Raw genomic sequence first — 17,759 nt, 5'->3', positions numbered from 1 at the left:
TTTGGATTTGGGGCGCGCACCACTCGGGCTAAAAAAATAAATAACCGCCGTTATTATCAGCAACACGACGATAAGGATCATAGATTGTTTTTTTCTGTTCACCGCGACACATCCCTTGGTGTTGTAATTTGATTGAAGTAAAAAAGCCACTCAGGTTACCCGGAGTGGCTTTTGAATTTATAACATTCTGCACATGAACGGCAGGTTTATTGTTTTACACAGTCAACGAAGTAGTCTTTTTTGCCATCCACTTCGCGTTTTACCAAACCGTGTACATCAGTTTCAAAGCCGGGGAACTTCTCGTTGAAATCGCGTGCAAATTTCAAATAGTCCACGATGGTTTTGTTAAAACGCTCACCCGGAATCAACAGCGGAATTCCCGGCGGGTAAGGCGTTAACAAAATCGAGGTGATGCGGCCTTCCAATTCGTTGATAGGTACACGCTCGATTTCGCGATGCGCCATTTTTGCAAACGCATCTGAAGGTTTCATCGCCGGTTGCATATCGGACAAGTACATCTCGGTCGTAAGGCGTGCAACATCATAGGCTTTGTAGAAATCGTGGATTTGTTGGCACAAATCGCGCAGACCCATACGCTCATAGCGCGGATTCGCTTGCGCAAACTCGGGCATGATTCGCCACATGGGTTGGTTCTTGTCGTAGTCGTCTTTAAATTGTTGCAGCGCGGCTACCAGTGTATTCCAGCGGCCTTTGGTGATGCCGATGGTAAACATAATAAAGAAGGAGTAGAGGCCACACTTCTCGATAATTACGCCGTTCTCTGCCAAATATTTGGTGACGATCGATGCCGGAATACCGGTGTCGCTGAACTGGCCATTTACCGATAAGCCGGGGTTAACGATGGTGGCTTTGATCGGGTCGAGCATGTTGAAGTTTGGTGCGAGTTTACCGAAGCCGTGCCAGTTGTCGTCGCTGCGCAGAATCCAGTCTTCGCGTGTGCCAATGCCTTCTTCAGCAAATTCTTCCGGGCCCCAGACCTGGAACCACCAATCCTGGCCCCATTCTTCGTCCACTTTTTTCATCGCGCGGCGGAAATCGAGCGCTTCAAAAATCGATTCTTCTACCAGTGCATGGCCGCCGGGTGCTTCCATCATGGCCGCCGCGATATCGCATGAGGCGATAATTGAATACTGCGGAGAAGTGGAGGTGTGCATCAAATAGGCTTCATTAAATGCATCCTGATCCAGCTTCACGCTTTCAGATTCACGCACCAACACTTGCGATGCTTGCGATAAACCGGCAAGCAATTTGTGTGTGGATTGGGTGGAGAAAATCATCGACTCTTTGGCGCGCGGGCGATCTTTGCCAATCGCGTGCATGTCTTTGTAGAACTCGTGGAAGGTGGCGTGCGGCAACCAGGCTTCGTCGAAGTGCAACGTATCGATTTTACCGTCGAGCATATTTTTCAGCGTCTCTACATTGTAGAGCACACCATCGTAAGTCGATTGGGTAATGGTGAGTATGCGCGGTTTTTTGTTCACGGCTTCGCGCGCAAAGGGGTTTGCTTCGATCTTGCGGGCGATGCTTTCCGGTGTGAATTCCTCCAGCGGAATCGGGCCGATAATGCCGAGGTTGTTGCGCGTCGGCATCAGGAATACCGGAATCGCGCCGCACATAATAATCGAGTGCAGGATCGACTTATGGCAGTTGCGGTCAACGACCACAATATCGCCCGGCGCCACAGTAGAGTGCCACACCATTTTGTTCGATGTGGACGTACCGTTGGTCACAAAGTAGCAGTGATCGGCGTTAAAAATGCGCGCCGCATTGCGCTCGGACGCGGCGATAGGCCCGGTGTGATCCAGCAATTGACCGAGTTCTTCTACCGCGTTACATACGTCGGCGCGCAGCATATTTTCACCAAAAAATTGGTGGAACATTTGGCCGATAGGCGATTTCAAAAAGGCGACGCCGCCGGAGTGACCGGGGCAGTGCCAGGAATAGGAGCCGTCTTGCGCGTAGTGCACCAGCGCGCGGAAAAACGGCGGTGCCAAACCATCGAGGTAGGATTTGGCTTCGCGGATAATATGGCGTGCCACAAATTCCGGCGTATCTTCAAACATGTGAATAAAGCCGTGCAGCTCGCGCAAAATATCGTTGGGAATATGGCGTGAAGTGCGGGTTTCGCCGTACAGATAAATCGGGATGTCAGCGTTTTTGTAACGGATTTCTTCCACGAAGGCGCGCAGGGATTTCAGCGCGTGGTCGGTCTCTTCCAAAGAGCCACCGCCAAATTCTTCGTCGTCGATCGACAAAATAAATGCAGAGGCGCGCGATTGCTGCTGCGCAAATTGCGACAGGTCACCGTAGCTGGTAACACCAACTACCTCCCAGCTTTCATTTTGGATGGCCTCCGCGAGTGCGCGTATGCCTAAACCCGAGGTGTTCTCGGAGCGAAAGTCTTCGTCGATGATGACGATGGGAAAGCGAAATTTCATGGAGTCTCCATAAAAGGTATAAGGCTGGAATTTCACTTGCTGGCGAAACGCCTCTGGGTGCTGCTTGTAAGGTATTGCTTATAGGGTACTACTGATTAGGTGATCAGGTTGGTTGGGTGGCGCACCATCCGGCCAGTCTGCCTGAGGGGAGACCGAGGAAAACCGGAAAGGAGTTGAAGCCATTTGGCCGCGCATTTCCCGGTTTACACCTTGGTGACCCGGTACAACTGCTCCGGCAATTGTAAAGCACTTGGATGGATTCAAACACCCATAAATTTGTCGCGGCGCCAATCAGTGCACTTAAAGATTAAGGTGCAGGTGTGACAGGTTTATCATCGGTGACGGGATTAAGTTCGGCATCGCGGGTGATTACCTCCCGTGCAGCGGGCATTTGCGCGTCTATCTGCGCCTGTTCTTCCGCCGTGGGCACTTTGTAGCCGCGCGGCCACATGCCGTCCAGATAATCCCAACCGTAACCCCAGCGATAGTTCGACATCCAATAGGGGCTGCCACCCCAGCGCACATTGCCGTAGATATAGTTGGCCATGCCCGTCCCCTGCGCCAGTTTCACGCAGGCGAGAATATCCACATCGGCCTGTTTTCGCTGCTCTTTGGTGCCGCCTTGCCAATAGGCCAAGTCATGGGCGACGCAGCAGTGGCGCCACAAATTGGGCTGCTCGGGGGTACCATCGAGCCACAGGGAACAGCCGTCGGTGGTAAAGGGTTTAAGGCTATTAGCCGCGCTCGGATTGGAGAAGCCTGAGCCACAGGTGACAAGCAGCAATGCGGCACACAAAAACACACGCATGGGTTAATCCTTACTCCAGACAATAGTTGCGGAATATTAAGGAGGGCGATTTTACCCACTGAGGGGATAAACACTATCACTTTTTTCCCGCGCGATATGGCCTCGCCCCTTACGCCCAATGCCAGTACAATGCTGCCAGTCATCAGAGACTGCCACCACACAGTGCTGCTATCCCGCCCGCTGGGCGCCTAGTCTTGGAACCCGCTATGAACGAGAAAAAAACCACTCACTTTGGCTTTCAACAAGTTCCTGTCGAAGAGAAAGCAGAGCGTGTCGCCGAGGTATTCCACTCAGTCGCCGCCAAATATGACGTGATGAACGACTTGATGTCCGGCGGCATTCACCGCTTGTGGAAGCGTTTCACTATTGAAGCCTCAGGTGTGCGCGCCGGTCACAAGGTTTTGGATATAGCCGGTGGCACGGGCGACTTGAGCTATCAATTTGCCAAGCTGGTCGGCGCCAATGGGCAGGTGATACTCGCCGACATCAACGCCTCCATGCTCGGCGTGGGTCGTGACCGCCTGACCGATCGCGGCATCGCCGGCAACATCAACTTTGCCCAATGCGATGCGCAGTACCTGCCGTTTCCCGATAATACTTTCGATTGCATTACCATCGCCTTCGGCCTGCGCAATGTCACCGATAAAGACCTCGCCTTGCGCTCCATGCTGCGCGTATTAAAGCCGGGCGGACGATTGCTGGTGCTGGAATTCTCCAAACCGCAGAGCGAAATCCTCAGCAAAATTTACGATACCTATTCCTTTAAAGTGCTGCCGTTTATGGGCAAGCTGGTGACTAACGATGCCGAGAGCTATCGCTACCTCGCCGAATCCATCCGCATGCACCCGGATCAACAAACCCTGAAAGACATGATGGATGCCGCCGGTTTTGTGCGCACCGAATTCCACAATATGACCGGCGGCATAGTCGCGCTACACAAAGGGATTAAACCTTAATGGCTGGCATGCTTAGCACCGCCGCACTCGCCAGCGCGGAAAAAATGCTTAACACCGCACTGCGTTACGATCCCGCTACACGCATTGGGCTGATGCAACTGGAAGGCAAAATTCTCGCAGTGCAAATCACCACACCGGCAATCACGGTATTTATGATGCCGATGGATGACGAATTGCGCTTGATGGGCAACTGGGATGGCGATGTAGATACACGTATTACTGGCTCGCTGCTGGCGCTCGCACAATTAGCACACACCGAAATCCACAATTTAAAAGACAGTGGTGTGACGGTGATGGGCGATTTAAGCCTGCTCGCCGACCTGCAGCGGTTGATGAAAAACCTCGATATCGACTGGGAAGAAATGCTCAGCCAATTCACCGGCGATATTATCGGCCACCAAACCGCGCAGCTGATTCGCGCGCAATTCGGCTGGGTTAAAGATCGCACCACCAGCGCCCAGCGCCTGACCAGTGAATTTCTCACCGAAGAATTAAAAGCCCTGCCCGCCAAACCGGAATTGGAAGATTTTTACCAGCAGGTAGATGATTTGCGTTTGGCGGTAGATCGTGCAGCCGCACGCATGGAAAAACTCATTAAAGAGAAATCAAACCCGTGATTGTTTTTTTTCGTCTGTTAAAAATCCTGCGTGTATTTGCCCGCTATCGTCTCGATCAACTGCTGCCAACTAACCTGCCGTTTGCGGCACGCACGCTGTTGCTCTTGTTCAAATTTTTCCCCCAACCTACATCACCCAGCGGAGAAAAACTGACTCGCGGTGAATGCTTACGGCGCGCCTGCGAAGACTTGGGGCCAATCTTTGTAAAATTTGGTCAGCTGCTGTCAACACGGCCGGATTTAGTGCCCGGCGATATAGTGCTCGAACTCAATCACCTGCAGGATAACGTCGCACCGTTCGCCAACGACGAATTCCAGCGCATTGTTGAAACTTCACTCGGCGCCGGTGTCGATACCATTTTTGCCAGTTATGACAAAGCACCGCTGGCCTCAGCTTCCGTCGCACAAGTGCATACGGCGGTATTAAAAGATGGCCGCGAAGTGGTCATCAAAGTCGTGCGCCCCGGCATTGAACAGGTGATAGAGCAGGATATTGAATTGCTGCTGCTAGTCGCCCGCTGGGTAGAAAAAAATACGCTGGACGGCAAACGTTTGCACCCGGTGGAAATTGTGCAGGATTATCGCACCACCATTTTTGATGAATTGGATTTACAGCGTGAAGCCGCTAACGCCTCACAATTGCGCCGCAACTTTTTAAACTCGCCGCTGCTCTATGTGCCCGAAATTTATTGGGATTACACGCGCAGCAATGTGTTGGTGATGGAGCGCATTTACGGTATTCCAGTAACGGACATCAACGCCCTGACCGCACAACATACCGATATGAAAAAACTTGCCGAGCGCGGCGTGGAGATTTTTTTCACCCAGGTGTTCGAGCACAATTTTTTCCACGCCGACATGCACCCGGGCAATATTTTTGTGTCCACTAAAAACCCGCAGCTGCCGCAATACATTGCGGTGGACATGGCGATTGTCGGCTCGCTTACGCGCGAGGATCAATATTATTTAGCGCGCAACCTGCTCGCCATGTTCCGCCGCGATTATCGTTTAGTAGCTGAACTGCACGTGCAAAGCGGCTGGGTGCCCAAGACGGTACGCGTAGAAGAATTGGAAGCGGCGATCCGCACTGTGTGCGAACCCATTTTTGAAAAACCACTGAAAGAAATTTCCTTCGCCAATGTACTGCTGAGTTTATTCCGCACGGCGCGCCGTTTTGATATGGAAGTGCAACCGCAATTAGTGCTGCTGCAAAAAACCCTGCTGAATATTGAAGGTCTTGGTCGTCAGTTGTATCCCGATCTGGATTTATGGGCAACGGCCCATCCGTTTTTGGAGCGCTGGCTGAAAAACCGTTTCCATCCCAAATCACTCTGGGGTGAACTCAAACGCTACGCACCCGAGTGGATGGAAAAATTCCCGCAGGTGCCGGATCTGATTTTCAACAGCCTGCAACAGTTGCCACTCATCAGCCAAAAGCTGGATGCACTGGAACGCGATGTAAGCCGCCGTAATATGCAACAGCATCGCGGCCGCCGTAAACTAATTGCGCTAGTAGCTTTTGGAGCGGCAGGTTATTTCCTCTACCAGGACACCCAAGGCTCAGCGGTATTAAGGGATTGGCTGGTGACGGATTTGTCGGCGGCGAGCATCGCGCTGGTGGCGATTGGTTTGGTGGCCCTCTGGTTTAAAAAGTAATAACAAACTCATCGAACCAGTGATGGCAGCCTACCTATGTGTGCAAGTATGGTTGTACGCATACAAGTATTTGCGCCTATATAACATCCTTCTGCGCTACAGCCTGAATGCTAAACAAAACTTCATAATCACCGCGTAGCTATTCTGATTCCTTCTGTTATTATCAAATATCAATAATAGCGACAGCGAAGGATTTCATTGTTATGTCGAGTACGACGCGTATTCTGTTAGTGGATGATACCCCGGAGAATCTGGATGTGCTGAGCGGCATTCTGGAGGATTTGGATTGCCAGCTGATTGTTGCCACCTCCGGGGAGCGCGCATTGGAGTTGGCAACTCGTCGCCTGCCCGATTTAATCCTGCTCGATGTGATGATGCCCGACATCAATGGTTTTGATGTTTGCACCCGCCTGAAAGGCGACCTTAGCACCACGGAAATTCCGATTATTTTTGTCACCGCGCGCACTGACGATATCAGCCAAGGGTTTCGCGTAGGCGGCGCCGACTACATTACCAAACCGATTAATGCCGACGAAGTGCGCGCCCGCGTGCGTCACCAATTGGAACGGCAGGCAATGCTCGCCGAATTAAAATCCTTTAATCGCGAGCTGGAAACCAAAGTGCGTGAGCGCACCTCCGAACTCACCATTGCCAATCGCCAATTGCGCGAAGAAATTAATGAGCGTCGCTATATGCAAGACCGCCTTAATTACCTCGCCACCCACGATTTTGTTACCCGCCTCCACAACCGCAACGCCCTTGAATCCTTTGTCTCCGAATTACTCGCCCGTATTCAAGTGCAGGACGTGGACGCGTCGTTTTTAATGATCGATATCGACCGCTTCCGCTTGATTAATGAAAGCTGTGGTTGTATTGCCGGCGATGAATTGCTGCGTCAATTTGCCGATACCATCAGCGGCTTATTAACACGCAATGATTTTTTTGCCCGCCTCGGTGGTGACCGTTTTGCGGTGGTGACTTATTGCGATGAGGGCGACAAAGGCTACGCGCTGGCGCAATCTATTTTGACGCACCTGCAAGATTTTAATTTCCAGTGGGAAGATCGCCAATTCAAATTAGCGGCCTCTATTGCGACGGTGCCGCTCACCCGCACCATGGTGAGTTACGATCAGGTGATGCTCGCCGCCGATGAAGTGATTTTTGTGGCCAAGCAGGAAGTGCGCGGCGGCATTTACAGTTATGAAGATGCGGCCAAACGCAGCAGCCTGCACAAGGAAAATATCAACTGGGCCTCGCGCCTGGTGGATGCCATTCACAACCAATCCTTCCGCGCTTATTTCCAGATGATCGAATATTTTCCCGCCACGCGGAAAGAAGATGCGCCGCAGTATCGCCTGGAAGTATTAATGCGCCTGTGGGATGCGGAACATCAACGCATGATCTCACCGGGTGAATTTATCGGACCCGCCGAGCGCTTGCATTTAATTCCGGAACTGGACAAGTGGATGCTCAACGCCACCCTGTCATTTTTTACCCAGCACCGCGAGTTACTGGAACAAATGGATATGGTGTCCATTAATATTTCGGCCTTCTCGATTCGCGAAACCCAATTCGCCCAATCCATCATCAATAGCTTCCGCCAATTTAATTTACCGCCGCAAAAATTCTGCTTTGAAATTACGGAAACCCAGGCAATTGTAAACGTCGATTCCGCTCGTCACTTTATGCAGCAATTGCGTGAATTTGGCTGTCACTTTGCGCTGGATGATTTCGGCAGTGGTTTTGCCTCCTACGCTTACTTGCATCAACTCTCGTTCGACAAAATAAAAATTGACGGTATTTTTGTGCGCGATATGGATAGCGACGCATCGCACTATGCGATGGTGAAATCCATTGTGGAAATGGCGGCTTCACTCAATAAAGAAGTCACTGCCGAATTTGTTGAAACCGAGGAAGTTGCGCAAAAGCTCTACGCTCTGGGTGTGCGCTGGGGTCAGGGCTACCATCATCATCGCCCACAGGCATTAAACTATCAGGCGCTGGAAACCCTGTTGCTAAATAAAGTGCAGCAGGGCAGTTAATAACAATAAGGAAACTCGCCAGTGGTGATGAGCAAGCGCAAAAAAATCTATCTCCTGGCGAAATTGCCAGTATTAAACCTGATGTTTGCAGTAGGGTATTTTTTTCTGGCGCAATGTGGTTCCGCCTGGAGTTCACTCACGGCGCAGGTTTCTTTAATTTGGCCTGCTGCCGGGTTTGCACTGTTTGGCCTTTTATTATTTGGTTTGCGCATCGCACCGGGTTTATTGGTGGGTGCTTTTGCCACCAACTTCAGCATTCATCTTTATCCCGCGTTTGGTATTAGCTTCACCACACTACTCGCAGGCGGATTAGTCAGCACCGCCATGTTGCTGCAAGCCATTATTATTGCGCGTATTAATCAGGGAATTTTAAGCCGAAATCTGTTGGTGAATTTACCGCGCACACTGGGTTTTATCAGTAGCGTATTTGGTTGTGCCTTAATCGCCCCCTCCGTGGGTATTGCTACTTTTTCTTACCTTGGTTTGATACCTGATGTGGAGTTGGGCAAGGCTTGGGCATTTTGGTGGATGGGTGACAGTATTGGCATGCTGACCTTCACCGCGCTGTTTGCCTGGGTGCTCATTCCCCGCGTGCGCCACAACACTCACGCCCAAGCATTTTTATTGCTGTGTGTGGGAGTGGGTTTAGTATTTTTTTTAGTCTCAGCTCTCGGTTATATCCAACATTCTGAAGCGCAGCGGCTCGCCCATGCAGCCAGTGCCATGACCTTGGCTGCAAAATTGGATGAAGCGCCCTGGTATCAACCCAGTTGGTTGCAATTTTCCGCACTCGCTATCGGCCTGACGTTAATTGGTTTGTTGTCAGCGTATATTCGCACGCGCCAACAGCACGATGAATTACTCAATCAAAACCAACGCAAATTGGAAGAGGAAATTCTCTCCCACACCCAGGCGCTGCGCAAAGCCAATGATTGGCTGTTAAACGAAGTCGTACAGCGCCAGCAAGCACAGGAACAACTGCAGGAATCGCAACAGGCCCTGCGCGCACGGGAACAACATTTGCGCAGCCTGCTCGATAATATTCCCGACCCGGTGTGGTTCAAAAATCTGCAGGGGGTTTATATCAGCTGCAACAAAGCCTTTGCCGCGATGCTGGAATTAACCGAGGCAGATATTATTGGCAAAAGCGAAGAGCAATTGGTGAGTGCGGAACTCGCTGCCTTGTTTCAACAAAATGACCAGGCCACACTCAATAGCGACGCCGCGCATCGCTATGAACAATTGATTACCATCAGCCCTGAGCAGCAATATTTACTCGACACGATCAAAGTATCGCTGCGCGATGACACGGGTGAGGTGGTGGGAATTTTGGGCATCGGGCGCGATATTTCCGCGCAAAAAAATGCTGAGCGCCAGCTCTCTTACGCCAAGGAGGCCGCCGAAGAAGCCACACGCGCCAAAAGCCGTTTCCTTGCCAATATGAGCCATGAAATTCGCACGCCGTTAAATGCCGTGTTGGGTTATACGCAATTATTAATGCGCGATGAAAAAATTACCGGCACCCAGCGCGAGCGGTTGCAATTAATTTTGGTGTCCAGCCAGCGCTTGCTGGGATTGATCAACGATGTATTGGATTTATCCAAAATTGAATCTGGCGTGCTCAACTTGCGCAAAGAATATTTTGATTTGCATCAGGAAGTGGCGGACATTCAAACCATTATGGCGGAGCGCGCCGACACCAAAGGGTTGCAACTTATCACCCAGGTAGATTTACCCAGTCCCTATATTGTGAAAGGTGATCGCCAAAAAATTGGGCAAATATTATTAAACCTGTTGGGCAATGCCATTAAGTTTACTCCGCAAGGCAGCGTCAGTTTGTACGTTGCCAATTTGCAGGGTGAAGTGGAATTTGTGATTGGCGATACCGGGCCGGGAATTTCAGAGGATGAACTGGCCGAACTATTTGCCGCGTTTAAACAAGGGCAAGCCGGTGAGGACGTGGGCGGTACCGGATTAGGTTTGACACTCTCGCGCCATTTGGCTGAAGGCATGGGCGGTAGCTTGCAGCTCTCCAGTGTCTTGGGTCAGGGCACACTCGCGCATCTGCGCTTGCCACTGGTGAGCGAAAATATTTTACTCGACCCGCGCGATACCAATACCCGCGTAACACGGATGGCCGAGGGCTGCCAGGTCAAAGCACTGGTGGTAGAAGATGATTTTGCCAGCTGTGAAATTTTAGTGGATTTATTACAGCAAATTGGCTGTGACACTTACGCAGCACACGATGGCCGCGAAGGTTTGGCTATGTGTCACGCGCACAACTTCGATATTGTTTTTACTGACATTCGTATGCCCGGTATCAATGGTTTGGAAATGTTTCGCCAATTGCGCGCGCGCGCTAATTACCAAACAACGCCGATTGTGGCGGTCTCGGCCTCCAGCCTTGAGCATGAGCGCAGTTATTATTTAGCCCAAGGGTTTCAGGAATTTATTGGCAAACCCTACGCGTTTGACGATATTTATAATGCCTTGCGCCATTTCACCCGCGCACATTTTGATGGTGATAATCACCATGAAAAGTCCGTGCCCAACCCCGCCGTTGAATTGCTGCAGCAACCCGATTTACAGCCAATCAAACTTTTGCTGAATGAATTTGTCGCCGCCGCCGCCAGTGGCGATATGGGCAATTGTAAAAAAATGATGGCAGAGTTAACCGCTGAACAACTAGGTAAACAGCGCCATCAACAATTGTTAACGGCACTGCGGCAATACGATTTGGAACGGGTGGAAGCGCTGGTTAGCGAGTGGCTAAATGCGCTGGCAGAAGAGAATTAACATATCCACTTTTGTTTATTCAATCACCGCGCCCCAACCGTCGGATTCACCGCCCAGCGGGCCTGCCAGTTCATTCAAATGTGCCTGAATCCGCTGTATTTCATGGTATTCCGGCACCATAGTGATAAACGCCACCACCGCCCAGAAAGGCCAGGACTCCTCATTCTCCGTAGTCATGGCTTCGCCCTCTTCCAAATCGCCCTCATCATAAAGCGCATGGGCTTTGTAGCCAGCCGTTTGTAGCACCTGCTCTATTTTCAGCGCAGTGGCCTCATCGGGGCAATGCACACCAAATTCCAAATCCATCGCCTGGGTTAAATCAATGCCGTGTTCGTGCAGCATTTGTAACAGACCGCCATCGTCATCATTCGGGAAGTTCATCATGTTCTCCGGTAAACATAAATAATCACTGCCCATAAGATCGGGCAGATAAGGGGTTATTCCATTTCAAGCAAAAAAGTTACTGGCCCATCGTTAATTAATGCGACTTTCATATCGGCCGCAAAAATACCCGTGGCGACTGAAGAGTGTTTACTGCGCAACTGTGCGACAAAATAATCATAAAGTTCCTGCGCTGCAGCCGGTGGTGCGGCAGAGGAAAAACTGGGGCGCAGCCCCTTGTTGGTATCGGCTGCAAGGGTAAATTGCGATACCACTAAAATACCGCCCGCCACTTGCTGCAGATTACAATTCATTTTGTTGTTTTCATCGGCGAAGATCCGGTAGGCGAGGATTTTGTCGATAAGTTTATTGGCTGTCTCCGGCGTATCGTTTTTTTGAATGCCGAGCAACAGCAAAATACCCTGACCAATTTCACCGACCACTGTGTTATCGACAGTGACTGACGCTTCGCTAACCCTTTGCAATAACCCTAACATGTAGTTTCCGTGTATCACCTGAATAAATTTTTGCCTTGCTAAAAACAACGGAGCCATCAGGCTCCGTTAGCTGTACGCCGAAACACTCGGGGCATCAGGCAAGGCGATCGCTGGTATGCAGAATTTTTTTGGCGAGATCATCGGTCGCGCGTATCAGGGCGTCCACAATTCCTGGCTCCCGCGAGGCGTGGCCCGCTTCGCGGATAATTTGCAACTCGGAACCCGGCCAGGCTTTGTGCAGCGCGTAGGCGTTGTCGAGCGGGCAAATCACATCGTAGCGACCGTGCACAATCATGCCGGGAATACCGGCAAGTTTATGGGCGTCGCGCAGAATTTGGTTCTCCTCCAAAAACGCATTATTCATAAAATAATGCGCTTCAATACGCGCGAGCGACAACGCGCGATGGGGTTCGGTAAAGGAGTCCACCACATCCTGACAGGGTTTGAGTGTCGCCGTGCGCCCCTCCCAGCCAGCCCAGGTTTTGGCGGCAGACATTTGTTGGATCTGGTTTTCACCAATCAGTTGGCGATAGTAAGCGGCGATCATATCGCCGCGCTCTGCTTCAGGAATTTGTGCGACAAAGTCATCCCAAAAGTCGGGGAATAAACGGCTTGCGCCCTCTTGATAGAACCAGAGCAGATCGGTGCGGCGGCAGAGAAAAATCCCGCGCAAAATTAACCCCAATACTCGCTCGGGATAAGTTTGTGCGTAAACCAGACTCAGGGTTGAACCCCAGGAACCGCCAAACAGCACCCACTTATCAATACCGAGCGTGGTGCGAATGACTTCAATATCCTCCACCAATTTTTGTGTGGTGTTATTTTCCAATTCCGCGTGGGGGCGCGAACGGCCAGCGCCGCGCTGATCAAACAAAACGATGCGATAGACTTCCGGATCAAAAAAGCGGCGGTCGTATTTACCACAACCCGCACCGGGGCCACCGTGTACAAACAATACGGGGATGCCATCGGGGTTGCCGGATTCATCGACATACAATTCGTGGGGGGCTTCTACAGCGATCTGGTGACGTTGGTAGGGTTTGATCTCGGGATAAAAAATCTGCATAAACTCGCCTTGTTCGGGTCAGTGTTCGGGTCTACAACACCGGGATTAGATTGTCATAAAGGTAGCACATCCCCCTGTTAAACCCGAATCTTTTCTCTGTGCAAGCATCCGCCAAAATCGCTTAACAAAGCTTTATTTGCTGCCCATCACCCCGCTTGTTACCCTGAGTCAAATTGATTGAGGAGACTGCTATGACATTATTTACCCCCCTGCGCAAACTCGGTTTACTGGCTTGCCTGATCGCTACCCCCATGGTGGATGCCAAAACTCTGGACGTAAAAACCGAAACCGGGGCGATTCAAGTAAAAACCATCGCAGAAGGCTTGCAAAACGTATGGGGCATGGCGTTCCTGCCCGACGGCCGCATGTTAGTCACCGAGCGCGCCGGGCGGATGCGCATTGTCGGCGCCGATGGCAAAGTAGGTGCGCCGCTCGCTGGCTTGCCGGACATTTACGCCCAAGGCCAAGGCGGTTTACTGGATGTGATATTGGCACCAGATTTTGCCGCCAGCAAACGCATCTATTTCAGTTATTCCGAGCCGGGTACCGGTGGCAATAGCACCGCAGTGAGCTATGCAACACTCGCGGGCGACAAACTCGAAAACGTCACCCGGGTATTTAGCCAACAACCTAAAATTGATTCCAGCGCGCATTTCGGTTCGCGCTTGGTGTGGGCGCCGGATGGCACCTTGTTTATCACCCTGGGCGATCGCTACAGCCAAAAAGACAAAGCCCAAACCCTGGATAACCATCAGGGCAAAGTCGTGCGCATTAATGCCGACGGCACAGTACCAGCCGATAACCCCTATGTAAAAACTGCCGGGGCACTGCCCGAGATTTGGTCTTACGGCCACCGCAATGTGCAAGGCGCCGCGATTAACCCGCTCACCCAAAAGCTCTGGACCGGTGAACATGGCCCGCAAGGCGGCGATGAATTAAATATTGATGAAGCGACCAAAAATTACGGTTGGCCGGTAATCACCTACGGTGAAAATTACGGCGGCGGCAAAATTGGCGAAGGCACTCACAAAGCGGGCATGGAGCAACCGGTTTATAAATGGGTTCCTTCTATCGCAACAGCCGGTTTTATTTTTTACACCGGCGATAAATTTCCACAGTGGAAAAACAATATTTTACTCGCCAGCTTGCGCGAACAAACTCTGGTGCGTTTGACACTGGAAGGCGACAAAATCACCAAAGAGGAGCGCCTGCTGAAAAAAGAACTGGGCGCACGCTTCCGCTCGGTAGTGCAGGGGCCAGATGGTTTGATTTATCTGGTGAGCGATGAGAGCAAAGCAAAAATTTATCAACTATCACCCAAATAATTTTTACGCCTTAACCTGAAAAAGTTATGCTGAACTCCCGCTACGGCGGGAGTTTTTATTGGCGAGTCAGAAGTGAATTAATTTATGTACGACGGTGAATTTATTTTTGTGTACGGCACCTTGCGCCGCGCGTGCAGCACAGGGGCACACAATATTTATTTGGCAGGTGCAGAATTTATCGACAGCGCAGCAGTAGATGGCACTTTGTTTCGGGTTAGCTATTATCCGGCGCTGAAACTCGATAACAGTGGGAGCAAGGTGATTGGAGAGGTTTATAAACTCCACTCCGCGGAGCAATTAGCACGATTGGATGTGTATGAAGAGTGCGATTACCCCGCACAACCGGATCAGGAATATCAACGCCAGAAAATTAATTTACTAACGACGTCAGGAGTAGCGCTGTCGGCATGGGTTTACGCTTATCAACACGCCAGTGAGGGTTTGGAAATTATCACCAGTGGCGACTTTCTGAACCCCTAAAAACACAGGCACACCACCATTAATCGCCAAGGTTAAACGGCATCGGCAATTCCGTTTTTTGCGCCGCCCCGTTGCCAATCATTTCATCGTAGGGCGATTGCATAACCAGCCAGCCATTGGAGTAGCCCAACTTTTTCAGTGCCTCCCGTGCGCGAAACAGGCTGGGGAATTTTGCCACTTTCCCCTCGGCATTGCGCAGCAGTTGTGCGGCGCTACTTGAGCCTTCAGGCTCTTGGGTAGTGCCGGCAAGGTAATGCGCACAATCACTGTAACTGAAAATTAACGCACGCCCACTGACCATAGCGACATCTCAACAGTAAATTGCTGTGTTGTTTAGTTGGGTTTTCTCAACTCGCATTATCCAGCGAGCACGCGTAGCTTTTGCAGTAACGCTTATCTGCCCAGCGGCGATAAACACGATCCACCAGCCCCGACCAAATTCGCCAGCGCAGCGGCTTCCATAAAAAGCCCATGGGTGTAAATGACCAGGCCGCTACATTCGCCTCCACGCCTAACAGCCAGCGACCATCCGGCAATAACAGATGCAAATCGCGCAACATCTGCTCGCGCTCTGCCTCACTAATACTCAGCAGCGAGTGAATATCCACCAGGGTTAATCCAGCACGTTTGTGTTTGCGTAAAAGAGCCATCTCCCCTGCGCACAATGGACAGCGGCCATCATAAAAAAGTTGGGCGCTTTGGATGGGCAGGGGCAATGGCATAAATCGCAAACCTCAATTAACGAGTGGTTTCTCAAACGTTAATACTTACGCCAGTTCTTCCCACCTGGATCAACGCTCGCCTTGCCGGACTCACAGCGAGCGGGTATGTTGTGCTGCTTTAGCGCCGCAGGTTTTAGCGCATCGCGTTTTACGGAGATAGATAATGAGTCAATACACAGCACTGAATTACGACATAGACCCGATTTTTCACGCCGCCAATAAACCCAAGGCAAAAATCGGTATTGTGCTGGCAAATCTGGGCACGCCCGATGCCCCCACCACACCCGCCCTGCGTCGCTACCTGGCAGAGTTTTTGGCTGATCCGCGAGTGATTGAAGTACCGCGCGTGATTTGGATGCTGATTTTGCACGGCATTATTTTACGCGTGCGCCCAAAAAAATCTGCTGCGTTGTATAAAAGTGTGTGGACCAGCGAAGGCTCGCCGCTACTGGCAATTAGCAAACAACAACAGGTGGCGATTCAGGAACAGCTGGGGAATGGATTCAGTGTTAAATTGGGCATGCGCTATGGCAACCCTTCCATTCACAGTGCGCTGCGTGAATTGCAACTCGAAGGCGTGCGCAAAATTATTGTGTTGCCACTCTACCCGCAATACGCTGGCCCCACCACCGGCTCAACCTTTGATGCCGTAGCGATGGAATTAAAAACCTGGCGCTGGGTGCCGGAGTTACATTTTATTAATAACTATTGTGATGAGCCGCTCTACGTGGAAGCACTGGCTAACTCTGTGCGCGAGCACATTGAACAAAATGGCCTGCCGCAAAAAATTATTTTTTCCTATCACGGCATGCCCAAACGTTATTTAACCTCGGGCGACCCCTACTTTTGTCTGTGTCAAAAAACCACGCGTTTGGTGCAGGAAAAACTGGGCTTGGATAAAAACACATGCCTCACCAGTTTTCAATCGCGTTTTGGTCGCGAGGAATGGCTGAAACCCTATACCGATGAAACATTGGAAAATCTGCCGAAAGACGGCATCAAAGATATCGCGATTATATCGCCGGCATTTAGCGCCGACTGTTTGGAAACCTTAGAGGAATTGGCAGTGGAAAATCGCCATGCGTTTATAGCAGCGGGCGGAGAAAAATACGCTTATATTCCAGCCCTGAATGACCGCGCGGATCATATTCATGCGCTGGTGGAATTATTGAAATCAAAGGTATAGAAGCCTCCCTGTCTTTTTAAAAAAGCAGGGAGCAAATTATTTTTTATTTAGTACCGCCAACAGCAACACCCAAAAACACAACACCAAATTAAACAAAGGAATTTGCAATTCTGTGGGCATGGCATAAACCACACTCACTGCCGGAATCCACACCAACCAGTTGGATAAAATAACCGTGGGAATTTTCACCAAGAAAAATTCCCTGCTCATTGCCTGCCGCGTTGCACGAACACTCCAGCCGGACTCCATCCATAGATACACAATAGTAATGCCCGGTGCCGCCCAGAGTGCACTGTAAAGAAATTGATCCACCGCCATTTTAGTGGCTATCGTCGGTAAGTCATTACCACTACCAAACCACTGCTCCTGCAGGCGATAGAAAAAATCCACCTCCATGCCTTTTAATCCCCAAAAGACAATATAAAAAATCAGTAACACCAGAAGGTTGCAACGCGGCGGAAGGCTATTGCTTAACCACAAATACAGGAATGGAATTAATCCACCAAACAGCGCGGTAGCAATAAATGAATAACCAAATCCGTAAGTTTGTTTTAACTCGCCAAATAAGGTGAACGCCGGCTTGGCGGCAGGGATAAAAAAATAAACCAACAACATACTGACTGCAAAAATTTGCAACACCAAACCAGGCAAGAGATTTTGTTTAAACGCGGTGAAAATAGCTTGTTTGATGTTCATTGGGAATGTCCAATCAGTGGCTTGTTGTGCAAAAAAAATCCCCGAGGTTTTACGTCGGGGATTTTTGCAAAAC

General features: G+C 50.6%; 16 protein-coding genes. 8 read left to right on the top strand and 8 right to left on the bottom strand.

Annotated elements, in window-relative coordinates; all coding sequences use genetic code 11:
* Positions 1 to 206: 206 nt before the first annotated feature.
* Positions 207 to 2,459, bottom strand: a complete 2,253-nt coding sequence (locus NNX04_RS16000) for an arginine/lysine/ornithine decarboxylase (RefSeq protein ID WP_261946437.1) — start codon at positions 2,457 to 2,459, stop codon at positions 207 to 209.
* A gap of 307 nt (positions 2,460 to 2,766) precedes the next feature.
* Complete coding sequence (locus NNX04_RS15995; protein ID WP_261946436.1) at positions 2,767 to 3,267, bottom strand: helicase; 501 nt, start codon at positions 3,265 to 3,267, stop codon at positions 2,767 to 2,769.
* A 206-nt stretch (positions 3,268 to 3,473) separates the two neighbouring features.
* On the opposite strand from NNX04_RS15995, the gene ubiE reads away from it, so the two are divergent.
* The 5 genes from ubiE to NNX04_RS15970 all read left to right on the top strand — a co-directional run bounded on the left by ubiE (position 3,474) and on the right by NNX04_RS15970 (position 11,333).
* Positions 3,474 to 4,223 carry a bifunctional demethylmenaquinone methyltransferase/2-methoxy-6-polyprenyl-1,4-benzoquinol methylase UbiE gene (gene ubiE, locus NNX04_RS15990; protein ID WP_007638521.1) on the top strand — a complete coding sequence of 250 codons (750 nt, stop codon included), beginning with the start codon at positions 3,474 to 3,476 and terminating at the stop codon, positions 4,221 to 4,223.
* A complete protein-coding gene (locus NNX04_RS15985) occupies positions 4,223 to 4,840 on the top strand; it encodes a ubiquinone biosynthesis accessory factor UbiJ (protein WP_261946435.1) in 618 nt (205 codons plus the stop codon). Before ubiE ends, NNX04_RS15985 begins: the two co-directional genes overlap by 1 nt.
* Positions 4,837 to 6,495 carry a ubiquinone biosynthesis regulatory protein kinase UbiB gene (gene ubiB / locus NNX04_RS15980; protein WP_261946434.1) on the top strand — a complete coding sequence of 553 codons (1,659 nt, stop codon included), beginning with the start codon at positions 4,837 to 4,839 and terminating at the stop codon, positions 6,493 to 6,495. The genes NNX04_RS15985 and ubiB overlap by 4 nt, the downstream gene beginning before the upstream one ends.
* A gap of 203 nt (positions 6,496 to 6,698) precedes the next feature.
* Positions 6,699 to 8,537, top strand: coding sequence for a putative bifunctional diguanylate cyclase/phosphodiesterase (locus NNX04_RS15975; RefSeq protein ID WP_261946433.1), 1,839 nt, complete (start codon positions 6,699 to 6,701; stop codon positions 8,535 to 8,537).
* A 27-nt stretch (positions 8,538 to 8,564) separates the two neighbouring features.
* Entirely contained in the window at positions 8,565 to 11,333 is a 2,769-nt protein-coding gene (locus NNX04_RS15970; protein ID WP_261946432.1) for an ATP-binding protein, read from the top strand.
* A 15-nt stretch (positions 11,334 to 11,348) separates the two neighbouring features.
* On the opposite strand, the gene NNX04_RS15965 is transcribed toward NNX04_RS15970, so the two are convergent.
* From NNX04_RS15965 to pip, 3 genes are all read right to left on the bottom strand, one after another.
* Positions 11,349 to 11,717, bottom strand: a complete 369-nt coding sequence (locus NNX04_RS15965) for a ribonuclease E inhibitor RraB (RefSeq protein WP_261946431.1) — start codon at positions 11,715 to 11,717, stop codon at positions 11,349 to 11,351.
* A gap of 53 nt (positions 11,718 to 11,770) precedes the next feature.
* Positions 11,771 to 12,211 (bottom strand): D-aminoacyl-tRNA deacylase, encoded by a 441-nt coding sequence (dtd, locus tag NNX04_RS15960; protein ID WP_261946430.1) that lies wholly within the window; start codon positions 12,209 to 12,211, stop codon positions 11,771 to 11,773.
* A gap of 94 nt (positions 12,212 to 12,305) precedes the next feature.
* Positions 12,306 to 13,277 carry a prolyl aminopeptidase gene (pip, locus tag NNX04_RS15955; RefSeq protein ID WP_007638533.1) on the bottom strand — a complete coding sequence of 324 codons (972 nt, stop codon included), beginning with the start codon at positions 13,275 to 13,277 and terminating at the stop codon, positions 12,306 to 12,308.
* A gap of 191 nt (positions 13,278 to 13,468) precedes the next feature.
* On the opposite strand from pip, the gene NNX04_RS15950 reads away from it, so the two are divergent.
* Entirely contained in the window at positions 13,469 to 14,602 is a 1,134-nt protein-coding gene (locus NNX04_RS15950; RefSeq protein ID WP_007638536.1) for a PQQ-dependent sugar dehydrogenase, read from the top strand.
* Positions 14,603 to 14,686: 84 nt separating this feature from the next.
* Entirely contained in the window at positions 14,687 to 15,082 is a 396-nt protein-coding gene (locus tag NNX04_RS15945; RefSeq protein ID WP_007638537.1) for a gamma-glutamylcyclotransferase family protein, read from the top strand.
* Positions 15,083 to 15,101: 19 nt separating this feature from the next.
* Here the strand turns inward: NNX04_RS15945 and NNX04_RS15940 are convergent, their stop codons facing one another.
* Positions 15,102 to 15,383: a DUF6482 family protein gene (locus NNX04_RS15940; protein WP_261946429.1), complete on the bottom strand. Its 282-nt coding sequence runs from the start codon at positions 15,381 to 15,383 to the stop codon at positions 15,102 to 15,104.
* 46 nt (positions 15,384 to 15,429) lie between these two features.
* A complete protein-coding gene (locus tag NNX04_RS15935; RefSeq protein WP_410004059.1) occupies positions 15,430 to 15,732 on the bottom strand; it encodes a DCC1-like thiol-disulfide oxidoreductase family protein in 303 nt (100 codons plus the stop codon).
* A 235-nt stretch (positions 15,733 to 15,967) separates the two neighbouring features.
* On the opposite strand from NNX04_RS15935, the gene hemH reads away from it, so the two are divergent.
* A complete protein-coding gene (gene hemH, locus NNX04_RS15930) occupies positions 15,968 to 16,990 on the top strand; it encodes a ferrochelatase (RefSeq protein ID WP_261946428.1) in 1,023 nt (340 codons plus the stop codon).
* Positions 16,991 to 17,026: 36 nt separating this feature from the next.
* Here the strand turns inward: hemH and NNX04_RS15925 are convergent, their stop codons facing one another.
* The gene (locus NNX04_RS15925; protein WP_261946427.1) at positions 17,027 to 17,686 is read right to left on the bottom strand and encodes a hypothetical protein; all 660 of its coding nucleotides are present in this window, start codon (positions 17,684 to 17,686) and stop codon (positions 17,027 to 17,029) included.
* Positions 17,687 to 17,759 lie beyond the last annotated feature (73 nt).

This window comes from Cellvibrio sp. QJXJ, assembly GCF_024452345.1.
Taxonomy (GTDB): Bacteria; Pseudomonadota; Gammaproteobacteria; order Pseudomonadales; family Cellvibrionaceae; genus Cellvibrio.
This window is presented reverse-complemented; position numbering and strand designations above follow the sequence as displayed.